The organism is Ruegeria sp. H4 (assembly GCF_056533065.1).
On sequence record NZ_JBQFOC010000001.1, the window covers coordinates 943,766 to 965,288 of the forward strand.

Genomic DNA, 21,523 nt, shown 5'->3' on the forward strand with positions numbered 1-21,523 from the left:
TTTGGAAAGGGGTTTTTGCAGCGTCTGTTTTCTTGCGAGGCTCTGCCTCAAGCTCCGGGATATTTTTTAGCCAGGTGAATGAAGAATCCAGACTTCATCCGGCTATAAATATCCCGGGGGAGGCGCCCAGAAAGGGCGACGGGGGCAGAGCCCCTATGACTCGTCAGTTTTGCCAGCGGCCACCAAAGTCTTGAGGCACCAGCAGATTGTGCCGACCCAAATCCGAAACGTTGCGTTCCCCGCACAAAGCCATGGTTGTATCAAGTTCTTTCTGAATGACATCGAGCGCTGTTGTCACACCCTTTTGACCCATTGCGCCCAGTCCGTAGACAAAGGCGCGCCCGATATAGGTGCCTTTTGCGCCCAGGGCCAACGCCTTCAGGACGTCCTGCCCAGATCGGATGCCGCTGTCCAGATGCACCTCGATATCGCTACCGACGGCGTCCATGATCTCGGGCAGCATCCGGATTGAACTGAGCGCGCCGTCCAGTTGGCGACCGCCGTGATTCGAGACAACGATAGCATCCGCCCCCAGCTTGGCGGCCATTTTTGCATCTTCGGCATCCAGAATGCCTTTGAGGATCACCTTGCCGCCCCATTGTTCCATCAGCTTTTCAACCTTTGACCAATCCAGGCTGGGGTCAAATTGTTCAGCGGTCCAAGCGCCCAGTGAGGAGGCGTCCGAGATGCCTTCGACATGGCCGACGATGTTTCCGAACTCACGCCTTTGGGCGCGCAGTATCTCAAGGCCCCAGGACCATTTGGTCATCAGGTTTGCTATGGTTTTGGCGGTTAGTTTTGGCGGGGCGGACAATCCGTTCTTCAGATCCTTGTGCCGCTGACCCAGGATTTGCAGGTCCAGCGTGATCACCAGCGCCGAACACTTGGCATCTTTTGCACGCTGGATCAGTCGGTTGACGTAGTCGGTGTCTTTCATCGTGTAGAGCTGAAACCAGAAAGGTGTGCTGGTATACTCTGCGACATCTTCGATCGAATTGATGGACATCGTCGATAGCGTAAACGGGACACCGAATTCCTCGGCTGCCTTGGCCGCTTTCATCTCGCCATCAGCATGCTGCATTCCGGTCAGACCTACCGGCGCAAGCGCTACGGGCATCTCGACATCTTGCCCGATCATCTGAGACGCGGTTGAACGCCCGGCCATGTCCACAGCGACCCGCTGGCGCAGGCGAATTTGTTCGAAGTCCGAGCTGTTTTCGCGAAAGGTCTGTTCAGTCCAACTGCCGCTTTCGGCGTAGTCATAGAACATGCGCGGCACGCGCCGTTCGTAGATACGTTTTAGGTCGTCGATGGTGGTGATGACTGGCATTTGTCCGGCCCCTGAAGGATTGGTTTGTTTTCTTTACCAATTCGCATCAAAGATCGCAACGCTGGATAATTGCGGTTGATGGACATGCCCGTATAACGAAAAACCGCAGTCAGTAGGGGCTGACTGCGGCTTCGGTTTTGTTCTTGGTGATTAAAGTCAGACGGAATGCGCACCATCCGCCAGCGTTTTTACAAATTCCAGCACTTCAGGCACGGGTTTTCCCGCGCCGATCTGGCTTACAATCGCTGAGCCCACGACAGCCCCATCTGCAACCGATGCTATGGCGCGCGATTTTTCGGGTGTGTTGATCCCAAAACCCACGATCACGGGCAGGTCACTTGCGGATTTGATCCGCGCGACCTCGGGGCCGACATTAGTAGCCTCAGCCTCAGCCGCGCCAGTGATTCCGGTAATCGACACATAATAGACAAAGCCAGAGGTGTTTTGCAGAACGCGAGGCAGGCGTTTATCATCGGTTGTGGGTGTGGCGAGCCTGATGAAATTCAGGCCCGCAGCCTGCGCCGGCAGGCAGAGCTCGTCATCTTCTTCCGGCGGTAGGTCCACGACGATCAACCCATCAATGCCTGCAGCTTTAGCGTCGCCCAGAAAGGCATCAACACCGTGGCTGTAGATCGGATTGTAGTAGCCCATCAAAACAATCGGTGTGGTGTCATCTGTTTCGCGGAAGCTGCGGGCCAGGTCGAGGGTGCGCTTCAGCGTCATGCCCTGATCCAGCGCCCGTTGACCCGCGGCCTGAATGGTGGGCCCATCCGCCATCGGGTCGGTAAAGGGCAGGCCCAGCTCGATCACGTCGACGCCTGCCGCAGGCAGGCCTTTGACCACCTCTAGCGAGGTGTCATAGTCGGGATCGCCCGCCATGATATAGGCAACAAATGCTTTCTTGCCTTCGGCTTTCAGGGCGGCGAACTTCGTGTCGATACGGGTCATCGGGTGTCCTAGCAGTCAGGTTTGAACCTGATGTGCAGAAACTTTACCCGAAAATCAATCCCGCCCGGGTCTGATCGGCTCAGAAGCCCAGATGATACCGCACGAGCACCGCGTTTACGCCGGGGTTGAATTCCTCTGTGCTGGCATTGGACTTGTGAGTGATCGCCACCGACACTTTGTTCCCGCCATTTAAGGTATAGCCCAGCCCCAGCAAGCTGCGGATCTGAAAATTGCCGCCCAGATCGTTCAGATCGTTGCCTTCGTTGTAATAGCCGGGCATCACGCTGCCTTCGACGAACCAGCGGTCATTCAGATTGTAGATGCCGACGAGGCCTGCGCCGATATGGGTATCGCCGTCTTCGTCAACCGAAAGGGCCGCACCCCAGGTCGCACTGAACCGGGTTGCCTGATGGAAGGGGCGATGCTGATATTCAAGGGATACAATGCCCTGATCCACCGACGCACTGTCAGAATAATCTGCATAGCCGGCCCCAAAGATCACGGTCTGGGCCTGCACAACTGCCGGGGTGGAAAGTGCAATCAAGGACGCGAAAAGGAAAGTCTTCATAGCCGGAGTTCTTCAATCGTTATGTCTACATGCGCTAAGTGGCTACCCTAAATCGTATTTTTCAATTGGTACAAGAACACGATTGGGGAACAGTTTTGTGATGTGACCTATCCGCCCCATGTTTCGCGGGCCCGAGCTATTGCTTGCGCATTCCAACTCAGGTGCATAGAAGACGCCGTCACATCGCTTCAGGAGGCCATCATGGGCTTTAAAATGGGAATCGTGGGTCTGCCGAATGTGGGCAAGTCGACCCTGTTCAATGCGCTGACCAAAACAGCTGCGGCGCAAGCTGCGAATTTCCCGTTTTGCACGATTGAGCCCAATGTTGGCGATGTGGCCGTGCCGGATGACCGGTTGGACAAGCTGGCGGCGATTGCCGCGTCGAAACAAATCATCCCGACGCGTATGACCTTTGTGGATATTGCCGGTCTGGTGAAGGGGGCGTCGAAGGGGGAAGGGCTGGGTAACCAGTTTCTGGCCAATATTCGTGAGACAGACGCCATCGCCCATGTGTTGCGCTGTTTCGAAGATGGCGATGTGACTCATGTGGATGGACGCGTTGATCCGGTGGCCGATGCGGACACGATTGAGACCGAGCTAATGCTGGCCGATCTGGAAAGCATCGAAAAGCGCCGCGTCAATCTGGTGCGCAAGCTGAAGGGCAATGACAAAGAGGCGCAGCAGCAGGACCGTTTGCTGGCAGAGGCGCAAGAGATGTTGGAAAACGGCAAACCTGCGCGTTTGGTCGCGGTATCTGCCGAGGACGCCAAGGCCTGGAAGATGCTGCAACTGCTGACCACCAAGCCGGTGCTTTATGTTTGCAACGTTTCCGAAGAAGAAGCGGCCGTAGGGAATGAGTATTCAGCCAAGGTCGCCGAAATGGCGGCGGCGCAGGGCAATTCCCATGTCATCATCAGCGCCAAGATCGAAGAAGAGATCAGCCTTCTGGAAGAGGATGAGGCCCAGATGTTCCTTGAAGAGATGGGTCTGGAAGAGCCCGGCCTCGACCGCCTGATCCGCGCTGGGTACGACCTGCTGAAACTAGAAACCTATTTCACCGTTGGCCCGAAAGAGGCCCGCGCCTGGACCATCCGCACCGGCACTGCCGCACCGCAGGCCGCGGGTGTGATCCACGGCGATTTCGAGAAGGGTTTTATCCGGGCCGAGACCATTGCTTATGACGACTACATTGCCGCGAATGGCGAACAGGGTGCGAAAGAGGCGGGCAAGATGCGGGCTGAGGGCAAAGGCTACATCGTCAAAGATGGTGATGTGATGCACTTTCTGTTCAACACCTAAAGTCTCGCAACGGGCATTGCGATTGGTGCTGAGATCACCCAGCGCATCATGATGCATAGGGTCATAGGACGCGCGACAGAAAGGCCTTGGTGCGCGGCTCGCGTGGTTGGGAAAACAGCTGTTCGGGTGTGCCTTGTTCCAGAATGCGACCTGCGTCCAGAAAACAGACCTTGTCTGCCAGTTCTCGGGCAAATCCCATCTCATGGGTGGCAAGCACCATGGTCATACCCTGCTGATGCAGGTCCCGCAGTACGTCCAGCACTTCGCCGACAAGTTCGGGGTCTAAGGCGCTTGTGATTTCGTCAAACAGCATGATCTGCGGCTGCATTGCCAACGCCCGGATGATTGCTACGCGCTGCTGCTGTCCGCCTGAAAGCTGATCGGGATAGTGCTGCATCCGGTCTTCTAGCCCGAAGCGGGCAAAAAGCTGCGTGACCTCTGGGCGCAGCTTGTCCCGGCTGAGGCCGTGCACGCGGCGTGGCGCAAGCATCACGTTCTCAACCGCCGTCATATGGGGAAACAGGTTGTAGCTTTGAAACACGATGCCAATCTGCTGGCGCACGGGCTGAGGATCCAGCCCGGGTTCCGATATATCCTTGCCGTCCAGCCAGATCGTGCCGTCGTCGACAGGCTCAAGCAGGTTCATGCAGCGCAGCAGCGTGGATTTGCCAGACCCGGACGCCCCGATCAGGCAGACCATTTCCCCTTCGGCCACATCAAGATCGATGCCTTTGCAAACCTCATGATCACCGAACCGTTTGCGCACACCTCGTAAACTCAGCTTCGCCGTCATGTTCGCGCCCGGTTCTGTTTGTTCATGAGGTAATCGGCATAGCGTGTTGCGGGGATGGTCAGCGCAAGGAAGATCAGCGCGGCCCCTACATAGGGTGTGAAGTTCGCATAGAGCGATTTGTAGACCCCAGCCTGACGAAACACCTCGACCGGTCCGATGAAAGACAAAAGCGCCACGTCTTTTTGCAGCGCGATGAACAGGTTCATATTGGCAGGCACCACGTTGCGGATGGCCTGCGGCAGCACCACGAAGCGCATGGTGTCTTGCGCGCTTAGCCCCAGCGAGGCCGCAGCAGAGCGTTGCGACTGGTGGATCGAATCGATGCCGGATCGGATCACCTCGGCCACATAAGCCGAATACACCAGAACCAGCGCCAGGGTGCCCCAGATATAAGGGCTATTCCATGGCCGCGGTAGGCCCAGCCCAGGGACGCCGAAGCCGATAATGTAGATCACCAGAACCACAGGCAAGCCGCGGAAAATGTCGGTATAGGCGATCCCGAAAAGGCGCAAAGGAAACAGCGCGGGTGCGCGCGTATCCCGGCAAAGTGCGATCATCAAACCCGTCACTGCGATCAACGGTGCGGACCAGGCAAAGATCATCACGTTCAGCACAAAGGCTTCCAGCAAGCCGGGAAAGGTCGCTGCAAAGACCCTGCCGTTGAAAAAGGCGCGCTGAACAGCCTCCCAACCGGGGGCAAGCGGGATCAGGATGATCAGCGCAAGGACCACACTGACCGTTGAGATCAGGGCGATACGGTTGGAGCGTCGCCTGACCCCAGCCTCATAGAGCTCGCGGCGTGTTGGGCCCGAACCTTGGGGTTCGGGTGGATTTTGTAGTGACGCGTCGTTCATTTACTGGATAACCGGAACTCCGGTGGCTTCGGACAGCCATTGGGTTTCGATGGCGGCAAGCTCTCCGCTATCAACCAATTCCGAGATGGCAGCGTTGACGCATTCCTTGAGTGGATTGCCGTCCTCCATCAAAAGGCCGAATTGATCAGGGCTTTCTGATTGATCGGGTGAAAACTGCCCCAGCAATGCCCCGTTTTCAACCACGACCGCTGACAGATACAAGGCCGTGGGCAGATCGTAGAGGGCAGCATCAATCTGGCCGGCCATGATCGCGGCATTCACATCTGCATTGTCATTGTAAAGCAGGGGATCACTTGCGGGCTGAATCACGTCATTCAACATCGGTATCGCGGTGGTCGTAGCGACTGCGCCCCATTTCAGTCCCTTCAAGCTGTCCAGCGTTGCCTCGGCTCCTGCATCCACCACACCTTGCGTGGTCAGAACCGCCATTGCGGACGTGTAATAGGGCAGGCTGAAATCGACCATCTCTTCGCGCTCGGGCGTGATCGAATATTGCTGCATGTTAAAATCAAAGTTCTTTGCCCCGGGCTGGATGGCCTCGTCAAAGCTGGTGCGCACCCAAGTGACACTGTTGGCCTCAAAGCCCATCTTCTCGGCGATGGCGTAGGCAACGGCAGCTTCAAACCCTTCACCACTTTCGGGTGCGTCATTCATCACCCAAGGATAATAGGCCGGGTTTCCGGTGGCGATTGTCAGCGTGCCATCCGTAAGGGTCTTACCTGTCGCGCATTCCCCTGCGGCAAAGGCATGGGTCGAGGACAGAATGACGGCTAATGCCGTACCCGCAATCAGTTTCATTAAAGCATCTCCCTGGATATTGTTTGCGCACAGGTTCTTACGGACGCACGTATTTGTCTAGTGTGTCCCGATATGGAATGCCCGTAACATCGGTCTGATGGAACAGCTTGCTTATGGCTTGAACGCATCATGCATTCCGCTCGGGCGCAGAGCCCGCTAGTGTAAGGGGCAAGCCATGATCCGAGACTGCACTACATGATTGAAATCCGCGACCTGCAATTGCTCAGCGCCCTTGCGCGGCATCGTCACTTTGCCAAGGCGGCCGAGGAATGCGGGATCTCGCAGCCTGCGTTCTCGATGCGAATCCGAAATCTTGAGGATCGGCTTGGCGTCTCGATTGTACGTCGCGCGAACCGGTTTCAGGGTCTGACCGAAGAGGGTGAGATGATTGTCCTGCGGGCCCGGCGTATTCTCGACGATACCAAAGCTTTGGAGCAACAGGTTCTGGCCGCAAAGGGTGAGATTACCGGGACGCTGATCCTGGGCGTGATCCCGACCGCCATTGCCTTTACGGGCCGCCTGATCAAGCGGCTGCGCGACGCGCATCCCCGCATCATCACACGGATCGAAACCATGTCAGCCACCGCCATTCAACACCGGCTGGATGAGGGCAGCCTGGACGCGGGCATCACCTATGGCGACAGTATCGGTACCGATCTGCGGCAGGTGCAGTCATTATACGAAGAAACCTATGTGCTGTTGGTGCCGTCGCATATGACCGCTGAAACCGACCCGATCCCATGGGCGCGCGTGGCCGAGTTCCCGCTCAGCCTGTTGGAGCCACAAATGCAGAACCGTCGTATTCTGGATCGAATTTTCGCGGACCAAGGTTTGCATCCGGATGTCGTGGCTGAAACCAGCGGCTTCACGGCCTCGATGGTGATGGCTCGTGAAGGGCTAGCGGCGACCGTTGTGCCACGGGTTCTGGTGCGTGCGCTGGGCGAACTGAAGGGTACAAAAGTGCTGCCCTTGGTCGATCCGGTGGTCAGTAAGCCGATTTGTCTGGCGACCCTGAGCCGAGATCCCGAATTGCCAACCATACAAGCGCTGCGCTCTGTGGTGACCTCTTTGCGGTGATAAGGTGTCGTTATCGTGCGATAGCCAAATGCGATTTGACGATATGCTGGTCTGATGAGACACGGGGCCTTAATCGGAGGGCATCATGGCACCATTAGATACCAAGCCATCAGGCGCACCAAAGGGCGTCTGGAAGTCAGGTAAAGGCAAAGGGCGGCACACGCCCAAAGGCCGTCAATTCTCGGACGAGGCGCAGGCCGAAATCGCGCGCCTGTTGGGCGACCGCCCGCGTCGCCGCGACCTGCTGATCGAATTTCTGCATTTGATTCAGGACGAACATGGCCATATCAGCGCCGACCACATCGCTGCGCTGGCGGTCGAGATGCGGATTGGACAGGCTGAAATCTATGAGACCGCGACCTTTTATGCTCATTTCGACGTAGTGAAAGAAGACGAGACACCTCCGCCCGCGCTGACGATCCGCGTTTGTGATTCCCTTTCCTGCGAGATGGCCGGTGCCCAACAGCTGCAAAAAGCGCTGCAAGACGGACTGGACCCGTCCGAGGTTCGTGTTGTCCGCGCCCCTTGCATGGGCCGCTGTGACACCGCTCCGGTGCTTGAGATCGGCCACAACCACATTGACCATGCGACCCCCGAAAAGGTGCAGGCTGCAATTGCTGCCGATGACACCCATGCCCATCTGCCTGACTACGAAACCTTCGCTACCTATGAGGCCGAAGGCGGTTACGCCAAGCTGAAAGAGCTGCGCGAGGGCGGCGATTGGGAGAAGGTGCAGGAAGACGTTCTGTCCTCGGGCCTGCGCGGTCTGGGCGGCGCTGGCTTCCCGTCCGGCAAGAAATGGGGCTTTGTTCGCATGAACGAAGGTCCGCGCTATCTGGCCGTGAATGGCGACGAGGGCGAGCCCGGCACATTCAAAGATCGCTATTATCTGGAGCGCACGCCGCATGTCTTCCTTGAAGGCATGTTGATCGCAGCATGGGCGGTCGAAGCGGAGACCTGCTTTATCTACATGCGCGACGAATACCCGGCCGTGCTGGAAATCCTGCGTCGCGAAATCGCCGCGTTGGAGCAGGCAGGGATCGTCGAAGAAGGCTACATCGACCTGCGCCGGGGTGCCGGTGCCTATATCTGCGGCGAAGAATCCGCGATGATCGAGTCGATCGAAGGCAAGAAGGGCCTGCCGCGTCACCGTCCTCCGTTTGTGGCGCAGGTTGGGGTCTTTAATCGCCCGACACTCGTGCACAATGTCGAGACACTGTATTGGGTCACCAAAGTGTGCCGTGAAGGACCTGAATGCCTCAACAGCACCGAAAAGAATGGTCGCAAAGGACTGCGTAGCTATTCGGTCTCTGGCCGTGTGGCGAAGCCGGGTGTTTACCTGTTGCCCGCCGGTTCGACCATTCTGGACGTGATCGAAGCTGCCGGTGGCATGGCCGAGGGCCAGACCTTAAAGGCGTACCAGCCGGGCGGCCCGTCTTCGGGCGTGTTGCCCGCGTCGATGGATGACATTCCTCTGGATTTCGACACGCTGCAACCGCATGGCACCTTCATCGGCTCGGCCGCTGTGGTGGTTCTATCCGATCAGGACACCGCCCGCGATGCGGCGCTGAACATGCTGCGCTTCTTCGAAGACGAAAGCTGCGGCCAGTGTACGCCTTGCCGGGCAGGCTGCGAAAAGGCGGTCAAACTGATGCAGGCAGACAAGTGGGATCAGGACCTGCTTGAGGACTTGTGTCAGGTCATGGGCGATGCCTCGATCTGCGGTCTGGGGCAGGCGGCCCCGAACCCGATCCGCCTTGTCATGAAACATTTCGCTGACGAAATCTGAGGGGAGACAGAGCCATGCTAGACGCAAGCCCAACCAAGACCGTCACCTTCAACCTGAACGGCGAAGATGTCACCGTGCCTGAGGGCTGGACCATCTGGGAAGCCGCCAAGGGCCAGGGGTTCACCATCCCGCACCTGTGCCACAAGCCGCAGCCGGGTTATCGCCCGGACGGCAACTGCCGCGCCTGTATGGTTGAGGTGGAAGGCGAGCGCACGCTGGTCGCCTCGTGCATCCGCCCCGCCGCAGACGGTATGGTCGTTAAGACCGACAGCGACCGGGCCGAGAAATCGCGCGCCATGGTCATGGAACTGCTGGTCGCCGATCAGCCGGAAGAGGCACATGACGCCTCCAGCCACTTCTGGGACATGGCCAAGCTGAACGATGTCAGCGACAGCCGTTTCCCGGCGAAAGAGGCCGAGAAAATCCCTCTGCTGGATGACAGCCACGTTGCGATGCGGGTCAATCTGGATGCCTGTATCAACTGCAACCTCTGCGTTCGCGCTTGCCGTGACGTGCAGGTGAATGACGTGATCGGCATGGCCGGTCGCGGCCACACCGCGCAGGTGGTGTTTGACCAGAACGACCCAATGGGCGCATCAACTTGCGTGGCATGTGGCGAATGTGTTCAAGCCTGCCCGACCGGCGCGCTGATGCCTGCTACCGTGCTGGACGACCAGCAGAAGGGTGACAGCAAGGACTATGACAGCGAAACCGAAAGCGTCTGCCCGTTCTGCGGCGTGGGCTGTAAGGTCTCGCTGAAGGTCAAAGACGGCAAGGTGAAATATGTCGAGGGCATCAATGGCCCCGCTAACGAAGGTCGTCTGTGCGTCAAGGGCCGCTTTGGCTTTGACTACATCCACCACCCCCACCGCCTAACCAAGCCGCTGATCCGGCGCGAGGATGCGCCTGAAAAGGGGCTGAACGTCGATCCCGGCAATCTGGACACCCATTTCCGCGAAGCGACATGGGAAGAAGCGATGGATCTGGCGGCCTCCAAGTTGAAAACTCTGCGTCAGGAAGACCCGCGCAGCGTTGCGGGCTTTGGTTCGGCCAAATGCACCAACGAAGAGGCGTATTTGTTCCAGAAGTTCATCCGTCAGGGGTTCAAGCACAACAACGTCGATCACTGCACCCGTCTGTGCCACGCGTCGTCGGTGGCAGCCCTGATCGAGAACGTGGGATCGGGCGCCGTGACTGCGACCTTCAACGAGATCGAAAACGCGGATGTGGCGATTATCATCGGGGCCAACCCGATCGAAAACCACCCTGTGGCCGCGACCTACTTCAAGCAGTTCACCAAGCGCGGCGGCAAGCTGATCGTGATGGACCCGCGCGGTGTTGGCATGCGCAAATTTGCCGATGAGATGCTGCAGTTCCGCCCCGGTGCTGATGTCTCGATGCTCAACGCGATCATGAATGTGATCGTCGAAGAGGAACTCTACGACAGCCAGTACATCCACCGCTGGACCGAGAATTGGGAGGCCGAGAAAGAGCACCTGCGCCAGTTTACGCCCGAGGCGATGGCACCGATCTGTGGCATCGAACCCGATCAGTTGCGCCGTGTGGCCCGCACCTTTGCGCAGGCCAAAGCTGGCTTGATCTTCTGGGGTATGGGCGTCAGCCAGCATATCCACGGCACCGACAACTCGCGCTGCCTGATCAGCCTGGCGCTGATGACGGGCAATGTCGGCAAGCCCGGTGCGGGTCTGCACCCGCTGCGCGGTCAGAACAACGTGCAGGGGGCATCCGATGCCGGTCTGATCCCGATGTTCCTACCGGACTATAAGACGGTTACGGATGACAGCATTCGGGCGCAGTTTATGGATGTCTGGGGCTCGGATGACTTCTCGAATGAAAAGGGCCTGACTGTCACCGAGATCATCGATCAGATCTATGCGCGCAACATCAAGGGTATGTACATTCTGGGTGAAAACCCGGCCATGTCCGACCCGGATGTGAACCACGCGCGCGAGGCCTTGGCCAAGTTGGATCTGATGATCGTTCAGGATATCTTCCTGACCGAAACGGCGAACTATGCCGACATCATCCTGCCGGCCTCGGCGCTGTATGAGAAGAACGGCACCGTGTCGAACACCAACCGTCAGGTGCAGCGGGTGCGTCCGGCTGTGGCCCCTCCGGGGGAAGCGCGTGAGGATTGGGCGATCACCGTCGATCTGGCGCAGCGCATCGGGCTGAACTGGGACTACACGGATGTCTCTCAGGTCTTCAACGAGATGAAGCTAACGATGGAGTCTCTCGACAACATCACCTGGGAACGGCTTGAAACCGAGACGATCACCTATCCGTCGCTCAGCGAAACCGATCCGGGCCAGTCCATTGTGTTCGGGGATGGCTTCCCACGCACCGATGGCAAGGCCAAGTTCACACCGGCCAGCATCATCCCACCGGATGAGGCCCCGGATGAGGATTATCCGATGATCGCCACAACTGGCCGTCAGTTGGAGCATTGGCACACCGGCTCCATGACCCGCCGCGCCACTGTTCTGGACGCGGTGGAGCCTGAAGCGAATTGCTCGATGAACCCGCGTACCCTGAAACTGATGGGCATCGAACCGGGTGAGACGATCCGTCTGACCACGCGTCGCGGCTCGATCGAGATCATGGTGCGCGCGGACAGGGCGATTGCCGAGGATATGGTGTTCATCCCGTTTGCCTATGTCGAGGCTGCCGCGAACATCCTGACCAACTCGGCCATCGATCCCTATGGCAAAATCCCCGAATTCAAGTTCTCAGCGATCCGCGTCGAAAAGATCGAAGACGCTATCGCGGCAGAGTGATCTTAGGCAGCGATGAATCTGCAAGGGCGGTCCGATGGGGCCGCCCTTTTCCTAAGTGCCGCTACGTCACTCCCTGCTGCATTATTTTGGACTTTCTTTGCACCATTTGCGCCACAATTGTCTGTTTCTACACATCCCCGAATGCGAAAACGTCACAAGAACGCCTCCATTCGCCGCAGGGCAAGGAGAAGCAAAGGCATCAAATCTAAGGGGATTGCCCAAAGGGAAGGACTTGGGCGCGACCAGAGCAGCAGGGCGATATGACACTCAACGATGTGTATCTCAGACTGAAACAGGCCGACATTACATATGTCGTGCTACCGCGGGTGACGGTTCGTGCAACTTTGAACACCCTGCTCAGTTTCTTTCTTTCCAGGAATTTTATCTTATTTCTGGTGCCTTTGATGCTGTTGCTGATCGGCGCGACATCGTCTTTGTTTGCTGACCGGTTAAGCGGGTTTGGTCGTGCGGTTTATTGGTTGTCGATGTTGATCGGATACATGGGATCCGCCTTTCTCATGATCCTGGTTCAAGCCAGCGGCAGCAGTTTTTTGGGCATCAAAAGATTCTTCTCGCCTGTCACATGTATTCCCGTGGCGCTTGGCGCTATGACGTTTGCCGAGCTTGCGACGAACTGGGTGCTTAATCTGTTTCAGACATCAGATTTCATGTATATGCCTATGCTCCTGCCGCAGTACCTGCTGATCGTCGGGATTGAGAGCATTGTTATCGTTTGGGTTTTGCCACCTTATCTGGACCGGCTAGGGGAAAGCGAGGGCCCAATCGAGGATACGCCCGAAAACAATGCGACCGGGGTGGTGACGGCAAATGGTCAGAGCTTCCTGATCAAGGACATCAAGTTTGTTCAGGCAAACCAGCACTATGTGACAGTGCAGCTTGATGATCGTGAAGTGTTGGTGCGCTCTACGTTCAAGGGGATTCTGACCCAGCTGCCCACAGGGGCAGGGTTGCAGGTGCATCGTTCGTGTTGGGTTGCCAATTCCTGCGTCGACATCGCACGTAGTTTGAATGAGATCGGACATGTCGTTCTGTGCAACGGTGAGAAAGTGACCGTTGCCCGCAGCCGCACCGGTGCGGTACGCGATTGGTTGGCAAGCCTCGCCTGCTCCGAAGGGCTGCAGAGTGTCGAAGCCTGATCACGCCAGGGCTGTTTATTAGGGACAGGTTTTCGCTGACGTTAGCGAAAAAAGAACACCTCCCCGCGTTTCTCGCTGACTTGGATAGCGGCACGCAGGAAGGTGAACGTATCAAATGCTTGAATGCTGAAACGGTTTGTAAGTACCACTTTCGTTTTCCCCCGATTTCGGATTTAACCCCCTCCTTCATCAGGCATTACTCGTTACCAAACACACTGGTTAAACGCGCTGCAACAACCGCAGCCCGCTACCTTTTCGAACAAATGCCTGAAACAGGCAACAAGCTTGGTACGAAACGTCGAAAATTCGAAACGAATGGGGCCTGCAGTTCATGACGCACGAGTTGCAGGCGCAGTGCATTTCGCGACATGTTCTGTATTATATTGATTCCAAGTCTTTAATTTGTTTCTGGCCGCTAGGAATTCATCACGATGAACGAGATACCCTGTTCTCGTTTCCTGAGGGTTTGGGCGTGAACGGTTCGGCCTCAATTCGTTTGTCGCCCTGAATCACGTATGAATTGAGGTCAATAGACTGCTCCAGATCAGTCTCTAAGCCCCCATCATGGTTGTTGGTCTTTTCGGGATTAGGAATGTTCAACTGGACACCCCGTTCCGCTTGAATTTCAGGCCTGATCGATACTCGTCCAAGGTGGCGGTGTATTCGCCCAGAATAACGTGGTGCCAACTTCGGTGCAGGCATCACATGCCACTCGCCTTGGGCGCATTAGGTATCAGAAAGAAACTTTACAAGGGCTGCGCTGGATCACAAATATTTGAGTTTTGAAACTGTGGCTTTTAGGACGTGTGCCCCTGATCCGCGCAAAAGGCTCACTACGCTGTTCCGCTACGGCACTTCGAAGGTCTAGAAACAGGCACATGGATTATATGCTTATTTCTAACAATAGGTTACCAAGTTCGCACACCATGTTCGCATACCGCCTGGTAAACTCAAAAGCGCCCCTTTGATGAGGTGTTTTGCCGTCAAAGCACGCCGCAAGAAGGCGGGTTAAAGAAAGCGCTGGGTGAAAACTGCTCTGAGCATCTTGTGAACTGAACTGATCTGTTCGATTAGGGCTCGAGCGAATTTTCATAGCTCGCCTATTCACACATTTACGGAAAACGACATGAAACATGTTCTCTTCGCAACAACAGCGCTAATCGCGACTGCAAGTGTCGCGGCAGCAGAGGTGAAATTCAGCGGTTATGGCCGTTTTGGTATCGGGTATCAGGAAGATCGATCAACCGACTCGAATGTGAGCGACACAATTCTGGTTTCCCGCTTTCGTCTGAACATCGACGGGGATGTGGAAACTGATACCGGGGTCAGATTCTCGGCGCGGGTTCGATTGCAGGCCGATGAAGACAGCGATACCGGCGAGGCAAACACAGCCGGTTTGAACGGTGCTCGCTTCTCGGTCATCTTTGGCGGTCTGCGTGTCGATGCGGGCAACGTCTCTGGCGCGTTTGACAACTCGGACCTGTACTTTGGTAACGAACCGGGTCTAGAGGAGTTTCTGGGTCAATATTCTGGTGTCGATTACGATTTCCTGGAGTATTCATCGACCGGTGCAGGTTCGAATGCGGTGTTCTTCCAATATGCGGTTGGAGACTTGGCCTTTGGGGCGTCCTATGACACCGATGCCATCAATGGCGCAGATCGCTGGGACGTCAGTGCGACATACATCTTCGACAATTATTCTGCCACAGTGATCTACGGTCAGACCGAAGCCGTTGCTGGTGGCGACAAACAGGATCTGATTGTTCTGGCTCTGGGCGCTGAGCTCGGAGACTTTAGCGGAACACTGTTCGTTGGACGTGATGGTGACACGCCGGTCAATGATTTTGGAGAAGATACCGACGGCACTGTTTATGGTGCGTCGCTTGCCTATAACCTTGGTGCCGCCACCACCATTACAGCGGCTTACGGTGATGGTTCGGCCGAAGGTGATACGCAGCAATATGGTGTTGGCGCGATCTATGATCTGGGCAACGGCGCAACGCTGCGCGGTGCAGTTGGTCGTGAAAAGGTCGGTCGTGCGGGCGAAGCTCAGACCATCGCTGACTTTGGTGTTCAGTTCAACTTCTGATCGAACGCCAGACTGCAGGAAAAGGCCGGTCTTTGGATCGGCCTTTTTTTGTATTGGCAGCTTTGTTTCAAGTGAACCTTCAGTAGTCACGCTCGAAGAACAGACCAATCCCGGTTTCACCGCGTCCGTCTACAGTCCCTCGGACGGTGAAGTTGTCGTTGATGTCCAAGTTCAGGTTCACCTCGGTATCGCCTTCGGTGTTGACGGTGAAATCCGTGTACAGATTGTCCCCCAGATAGGCACCAGCGCCTAGACGGCCTGCGCCGCCTTCGGTCGCTCCGATATCGACTGAATCCACACCGGTAGATTCACGCAACCCTTTGGTGGCATCACCCCCGGCACCGCTCAGTTGTGCCAGTGATGCTGCCATCTGCGCGATGACAAAGGGGGACAGTTCCGAGAAGCGATTTCCAAACAGAAGCATGGCCAAGGCTTCTTCGGCTGGGCGCTCGGGGTCGGAAAAGACATCAACTTCTGGCGCATCCAGCGGACCCGCGATCTCGATCGTTGCGGTTCCATCGGGTGTACTGGCTGATGAGGCGAATTCGATATACGGGGTCAGATCGCCTTGCAGCGTTACGATCCCTTTGGTCAGTGCAAGGCGGCGTCCCAATATGTCGAAATTCCCCCGGATCAGTTCGATTTGACCCGATGGCACGACAGATCGCGTGGTGCCGCCAATAGCGATGCGCCCGCCCAGTTCAGCATTAACGCCGCGCCCGCGAACGAACACGGCTTTGGGTGCAGACAATATGATGTCCAGCGCAATTCTGGAGGCGCTTTGGCCGGATTGGTCTTTTGTGACCAGCTGTGCGCGCTCTCGTGTGATGTATTGCGCACGGCTTTCTCCGATATGCGTAATCTCGGGGATCGGGGCAGCGCCCACTGCGCCAGAGGCTGCCGCAAGATTGATATTGGTTTCTTCAAAGGTGATCTGCCCTGCCAGGCTGCTGTTCCCGGCCAGGGCCCCGGTCATCGCGATCTGGCCGTTTAGCTTGGTCTCGTAAAGCAATTGATCCGTTAAAACGAGGTTGTCCAGCCGCGTAGTGATCTGTGCATTGAAGGGTGGTTTCAGATCGACCGGCCCTGTGACGGAAAATCCACCACCGGCACGCATGCCACCGTTTAGCGAGATCGTGGCGCGGCTTTGCGCCAGATCGACCGATCCGCTGATCCCAGTCACGGTTTGACCCGCGGTGGGAATGGCGAAGGATGTCCCGGATGTGGTGATCGACCCCCGCAGCGACTCCAGCGCTGGCTCTCCTTGCAACGCAAGGTCGAACCGAGCCGAGCCATCGATTTTGTTGGGTGTGAGGAAGACGTTGGCGATCCCCAGGTTGAGCCCGCCCTGAGCCCTCAGATCAGCAGTGCCTGCAGTCTCGTCAAACGTGCCGGCCACGGTGCTGTTGATCCCCGCAGGCCCTTCGGCTTTGGCATCGATGGTCCAAACGCCCTTGGCTCGTTTTGCATTGCCGGTCGCGGCAACTGTCCCGGGGAAATCGGGTGCAAAGCGTTCGATCCGGTTTAACTTGGCATCAAAATCCAGATTGGCTGCGCCATCTGTGTCGACCGTGCCTGTCAGGCTTGCATACGAGCTGTCGGGTCCTTTTAGGTTGAGCTTTCCCTCCAACCCCGAACCAGTAGGGGCAACATTACCATCCAGGCTCAGTGGGCCGGATAGTGTGTTTGAAAGCCGTCCGAGATTGTCCAGCGCGGCAGTAAAGCTGAGCCCACCCGCATCGCGGCTCAGTTGGCCCGATGCATTCGCAGATAGGGCCGTGCCCTGCAGGCGGAAGGTACGAATGTTCAAACCTTCATCACCGTTCAGCGCGTCTACGTTCAGGGTTGTTCGACCCTGAGCCAGCCCATCCAACTGGTCGATTCCGGTGCGGATATCGTCCGCTGCAACTGTGCCCTTCACGTCGAAAGCCTTGCTGCCGACAGCCCCATTCCCTTGCACATTTGCATCAACGGAGCCGCCCAATTCTCGCTTGGCCAGTCCTGAAAAGAGAGACAGGTCCGGGATGTTCAAGCTAGCCTCTCCGTCGACCGCTATCTCTCCGGTCGGATCGTCGATTGTGGCGGCAACTTGACCAGAGACAGCTTGGCCATTCACCGTAGCCTGCCGGATCGTGATCTGATCTTGCGACAGCGCCCCGTCAAACACGACCGAGGTTTCACCGCTCAGCAGCGGATCAATCTCGTCCATTCCGGTTTTGATATCTCGACCTGTGACGCTTGCGGTGCCATCGAATTCAAGGGTCTGTACCGTTCCCCTGCCATCCAAACTGGCCTGTAGCGACCCGCCTAGGTCCCGCTGCGCCAGCCCTGAGAAAACGGACAGATCACGGGCGGATAGTTTGACCTGACCATCGATGGACAGATTGCCATCAGGTGTTGTGACGGTCCCGTCGGCCTGCGCCCGTGCAGCGTCCGCGATCAGAGTGAAATCGCGCAACGTGATGCCATCTGTTCCGCGCTTGGCGTCCACGGTTATCGTTGTTTTGCCCTGAATAACCGGGTCGATATCATCACGCCCGGTGGAAAGATCATCGCCTTGAACCTCAAGTTTACCGTCAAAGCTCCCCTCTAACGGGGAACCACTGCCTGTCAGCCGTGCCGACACCTGACCCCCAAGGTCCAGTTTGGCGAGGTCGGAGAAACGGGACAGATCGGTTGCATCCAGCGTGGCTGAGCCGTCAATTTTCAAACCGCTGGTCAAGCCGCTGATCAATGCGTCAACACCCAGTGTGTAGTCGGTCCCGACCAGCTCAAACCCCGAAAGGTTCAAATTTTCATCGGTGCTGTAGTCGAACAGCCCGTCCAGCGTGACCCGATCCCCCAGTGCGCTGTTCAGCGCGGGGTCTTCCAGATCAATACCGTCAAGCGCGGCCTGAACATCACCTTCAACCTTGGTTACATTCCCCTGTTCCAACGAGCCTTGCGCGGTAATCTGCGCTCGGTCCAAGGCGATCTGTGGGGACTTAAACGCGTCTGCCGTTAAGCTCAGATCCCAAAGGTTGCCATTTGCCTGATCAAACAGCGCCGAAATCTGGGCCGCTTCGATTGAGGTTTCTCCACCCGAAGCAGGTAAGACAACGGTTTCGCCATTTGGCGGTGTAATCCGTCCTTGCAGCGCGGCCAGCTGCAGCGCCCCACCGGTTGCCAGTTCCAGCTTACCCTCCAGTTTCAACGCTTGTGAGGTAAAGGCCAGATCGTTGATGATCAACGCGCCTTCGGGCTGCGTTTGGCCATCGACCAACAAGCGTGTGTCCTGACCAAAGAAAACATCCATGTCATTGGCAACAAACGGGGTCATGTCGCCACTGATATCTGCAGTAAAGGCGATACCGTCCGCGGCGGTATCATCCACATCAGGGGCGGCGCGCAGCTTGACCTGTCCGCCAACACGTTGCTGGTTGTCGCTGCTCAGGCCGATATCGGCGGTGAAATCCGTAACCGGGCCCGAGCCCTTGGCGCTCAACCCGATAGGCGGGCTATCGGGAATGCGTAAAGCGGTGGAGATCAGACCGCCCGAGGCTTCGATTACGTTCAAATCCAGATCGATCTGGCTGCTTGAATTCTGGAATCCGGCTGAAAGCGTGATCTCATCCCCCGCGCGATCCAGCCGCGTGATATCCAGATCGGTATCCAGCGTCCCATCTGCCAAAGACAGGTTCCCGGTTACTTTCAGCTCTGCTGCGACCCCGATCAGCGGTTGCCCCAACGCCAATTCGTCAACACGGATTTCACCGATTTCAATCGAAACGGGCAGTTCCGGCAATTGAAAGGGTTGCGTTTCAGCCGAAGGCGGAGGGTCTTCGGTTGTTGTGGTGCCAGGCGCGCGTGCGACATCGATCTCCTGCGCGGTCAGGGCATTGACTGAAAACCGTCCTCGGATCAGGGCGAGGCGATTCCAGTCCAGTTCTGCCCCTTTGATGGTCAGCCACACCCCTTCGTCATCGGCGACCGAGATTTCCTGAATCGTCGCGCGCGAGCTCAGCGCGCCCTCTAGGCCTTTGACAGTGACGTTCTGGTTGTCTCCGGACAAAGTGTCCTGAAGAAAGCGTTCGATCATACTGCCTCCGTCGTCTTCCTGCGCACCTGAGGTCATCGGAACGGCGATGAGGGTACCAACTAGAAGTGGATATGAGAGACGTCGCATCAAAAGGCCTGTCCGATCCCGATATAGAATTGCAGGCCATCGCCGGTGTCGCCTTGCACCGGCACCGCCAAATCGACGCGCAGCGGGCCGAACCCGCCCAGATCGTACCGAACACCAAGCCCGGCGCCGGCATGGTCTTCGGCGCCTGAGCCCACGAAGGATGATGTATCGACGATACCGTAATCGTAAAACCCAACCAGAGAGATGGTGTCAGTGATCTTGCCCCGCACCTCTCCGGAGAAACCAAGGAAGGATTTGCCACCTGCGACACCGGTGCCAACCGGAATCCCAAGGCTCTCATAAGGTTGGCCGCGTACAGTGCCAGCGCCGCCAGAGAAGAAAAGGAAGTCTGGCGTTACCCCATCGGCGGGCGGCCCGATGACCGAGCCCAGTTGAATCCGGCCTGCCAGCACCAGCCTGCCCCCGGTTCCAAGGCTTGTATAAGCTCGGCTGTCAAAGAATAGCCGCAGCCCGGTGTCGCTGCCGGACAGACCGATGAACGGCATAGCCTGTGCGTCGAGATAGAAGCCTTTCGTTGCGCTGACTTTACTGTCGCGCTGGTCCCATTCTGACCGGAGGGGCAGAATGAAATAGCGAAATTTGCGCCCGTCGCCATAGGCGTCATCCGCGTCAGACCATTGAAAGCCCGCCGAGGCTTCTGCGTAGAGCTGATCCGAGAACGTGCGCCGGGCACCATACGCCAGTGACGCGACCGAGACGTTGTAATTATCGGTATTGCGACGTTCCAAGAGCGCACTCCAGAACGTATTGTCATCGGGGCCAAGCCGGTCGGGCTGATCCAGTCTCAGGCCAATTCGGCCATCCAGATCTTCCGACCCTCCGATGTTTCGTAGGCTGGCTTCGAACCGCAGCCGTTCAGCGCGGCGAAAGACGTTACGATGTGTCCAGGTCGCGCTCAGGTCGATCCCGTCTCGCGAAGCCAGTTCGAAACCCAGGGTCAAGCGGCGTTTGGGCAGGTCTTCAAAGGTGGCATCAAAATCAAGCGTTCCGTCCGGGTTTGGGGTTTCACGTTCTTGCAGTGAGACCGTGCTGAAAGTGCCTGTGCGGCGCAGGCGAGTTCCAACCTTCTGCACCTGTGCAGGCGAATAGACCTGACCCGTGGGAAACCCGGCGATCTTTTCGATCGACCGGTGGCGTACGTCTGTATCGCCCTTGATAAACATCTTGCCAAAGGTCAGCCGCCGCCCCGGATCAAGGTCGATTTCCGCGTCCAGCCTCGCCTGAGCATGGCGCGCGATGACGCGCTGATCTGCGACATCGGCCTTTGCATGGCCTGCATCTTTCCAAGCGCGCACGCCGGCTGAGGCCGCTTGTTGAATAGCGCCCGTTGTCGCCAGTTTGCCGGTGGCAAAGCCTTCGGGCAGTTCGGTATCCGGCGCCTGCGGCTGCACGATTGCGGTGCCGAAGGTAAAGGTTGGTCCAGTCTCAATCGTGATCGCCGCGCGCTTGATCTGGGTTGGCACGGTGAGCGAGCTCATCTCGGCCGCTTCCTGCCCATCCAACTTGATGCTGACGACAGGGCTGAAATACCCCTCGTCATACAGAATTTGAACCAGTGTTCGATAATCAGAAAGCGCGGCAGATAGAATTTCAAGCGGCGTGTCCAGACCCCGTTCTTCAGCCGTAGTGATTGAGGAGGTTTCTTTTAGCCGCTCGACCACCTCTTTCGGGGCGCCGGGCACGGTCAGCGTGGTCTCCAATGCTTCGGCAATCGCGGGCGCAAAAACCATCAGCGCACCAAATAGCCAGCATGTAAGACCGCGCCGCGGCTTGTATCCCTGCATAAGATGCTCCAACTGCCCCCAAACTCGAAATC

Annotated in this window: 14 protein-coding genes; 6 read left to right on the top strand and 8 right to left on the bottom strand. The window is 57.3% G+C overall.

The genetic code is table 11. The annotated features are described in order from the left end of the window. Positions 1-163: 163 nt before the first annotated feature. From ACR0KG_RS04810 to ACR0KG_RS04820, 3 genes are all read right to left on the bottom strand, one after another. Positions 164-1,330, bottom strand: a complete 1,167-nt coding sequence (locus ACR0KG_RS04810; protein WP_480546338.1) for an alpha-hydroxy acid oxidase — start codon at positions 1,328-1,330, stop codon at positions 164-166. A 156-nt stretch (positions 1,331-1,486) separates the two neighbouring features. Continuing rightward, positions 1,487-2,278 (bottom strand): tryptophan synthase subunit alpha, encoded by a 792-nt coding sequence (gene trpA, locus ACR0KG_RS04815; RefSeq protein WP_480541917.1) that lies wholly within the window; start codon positions 2,276-2,278, stop codon positions 1,487-1,489. A 79-nt stretch (positions 2,279-2,357) separates the two neighbouring features. Beyond that, on the bottom strand, positions 2,358-2,846 hold the full coding sequence (locus tag ACR0KG_RS04820) for an acyloxyacyl hydrolase (protein WP_480546340.1): 489 nt from the start codon (positions 2,844-2,846) through the stop codon (positions 2,358-2,360). A 201-nt stretch (positions 2,847-3,047) separates the two neighbouring features. Here ACR0KG_RS04820 and ychF point away from each other — a divergent pair, with 201 nt between their 5' ends. Next, positions 3,048-4,145, top strand: a complete 1,098-nt coding sequence (ychF, locus tag ACR0KG_RS04825; RefSeq protein WP_480826639.1) for a redox-regulated ATPase YchF — start codon at positions 3,048-3,050, stop codon at positions 4,143-4,145. A gap of 61 nt (positions 4,146-4,206) precedes the next feature. Here the strand turns inward: ychF and ACR0KG_RS04830 are convergent, their stop codons facing one another. Genes ACR0KG_RS04830 through ACR0KG_RS04840 form a run of 3 tightly spaced genes read right to left on the bottom strand, consistent with a single transcriptional unit; the run spans position 4,207 to position 6,611 of the window. After that, positions 4,207-4,938 carry an amino acid ABC transporter ATP-binding protein gene (locus ACR0KG_RS04830; protein WP_480541923.1) on the bottom strand — a complete coding sequence of 244 codons (732 nt, stop codon included), beginning with the start codon at positions 4,936-4,938 and terminating at the stop codon, positions 4,207-4,209. Beyond that, positions 4,935-5,792, bottom strand: coding sequence for an amino acid ABC transporter permease (locus ACR0KG_RS04835; protein WP_480826640.1), 858 nt, complete (start codon positions 5,790-5,792; stop codon positions 4,935-4,937). The genes ACR0KG_RS04830 and ACR0KG_RS04835 overlap by 4 nt, the downstream gene beginning before the upstream one ends. Beyond that, positions 5,793-6,611, bottom strand: a complete 819-nt coding sequence (locus ACR0KG_RS04840; protein ID WP_480546346.1) for an ABC transporter substrate-binding protein — start codon at positions 6,609-6,611, stop codon at positions 5,793-5,795. It abuts the gene before it with no gap. Between the two features lie 195 nt (positions 6,612-6,806). Here ACR0KG_RS04840 and ACR0KG_RS04845 point away from each other — a divergent pair, with 195 nt between their 5' ends. The 5 genes from ACR0KG_RS04845 (at position 6,807) to ACR0KG_RS04865 (ending at position 15,521) form a co-directional block, all read left to right on the top strand. Next, positions 6,807-7,688 carry a LysR family transcriptional regulator gene (locus ACR0KG_RS04845; RefSeq protein WP_480546348.1) on the top strand — a complete coding sequence of 294 codons (882 nt, stop codon included), beginning with the start codon at positions 6,807-6,809 and terminating at the stop codon, positions 7,686-7,688. An 85-nt stretch (positions 7,689-7,773) separates the two neighbouring features. Beyond that, positions 7,774-9,477 (top strand): NAD(P)H-dependent oxidoreductase subunit E, encoded by a 1,704-nt coding sequence (locus tag ACR0KG_RS04850; protein WP_480826641.1) that lies wholly within the window; start codon positions 7,774-7,776, stop codon positions 9,475-9,477. Between the two features lie 14 nt (positions 9,478-9,491). Next, positions 9,492-12,275 (top strand): formate dehydrogenase subunit alpha, encoded by a 2,784-nt coding sequence (gene fdhF, locus ACR0KG_RS04855; RefSeq protein WP_480546352.1) that lies wholly within the window; start codon positions 9,492-9,494, stop codon positions 12,273-12,275. 260 nt (positions 12,276-12,535) lie between these two features. Further along, the gene (locus ACR0KG_RS04860; RefSeq protein ID WP_480826643.1) at positions 12,536-13,432 is read left to right on the top strand and encodes a LytTR family DNA-binding domain-containing protein; all 897 of its coding nucleotides are present in this window, start codon (positions 12,536-12,538) and stop codon (positions 13,430-13,432) included. Between the two features lie 1,126 nt (positions 13,433-14,558). Then, positions 14,559-15,521, top strand: coding sequence for a porin (locus ACR0KG_RS04865; RefSeq protein WP_480826645.1), 963 nt, complete (start codon positions 14,559-14,561; stop codon positions 15,519-15,521). Positions 15,522-15,600: 79 nt separating this feature from the next. On the opposite strand, the gene ACR0KG_RS04870 is transcribed toward ACR0KG_RS04865, so the two are convergent. Together ACR0KG_RS04870 and ACR0KG_RS04875 are read right to left on the bottom strand one after the other, a co-directional pair. Then, a complete protein-coding gene (locus ACR0KG_RS04870) occupies positions 15,601-19,599 on the bottom strand; it encodes a translocation/assembly module TamB domain-containing protein (protein ID WP_480826646.1) in 3,999 nt (1,332 codons plus the stop codon). A gap of 86 nt (positions 19,600-19,685) precedes the next feature. Next, a complete protein-coding gene (locus ACR0KG_RS04875; RefSeq protein WP_480826647.1) occupies positions 19,686-21,491 on the bottom strand; it encodes an autotransporter assembly complex protein TamA in 1,806 nt (601 codons plus the stop codon). Positions 21,492-21,523 lie beyond the last annotated feature (32 nt).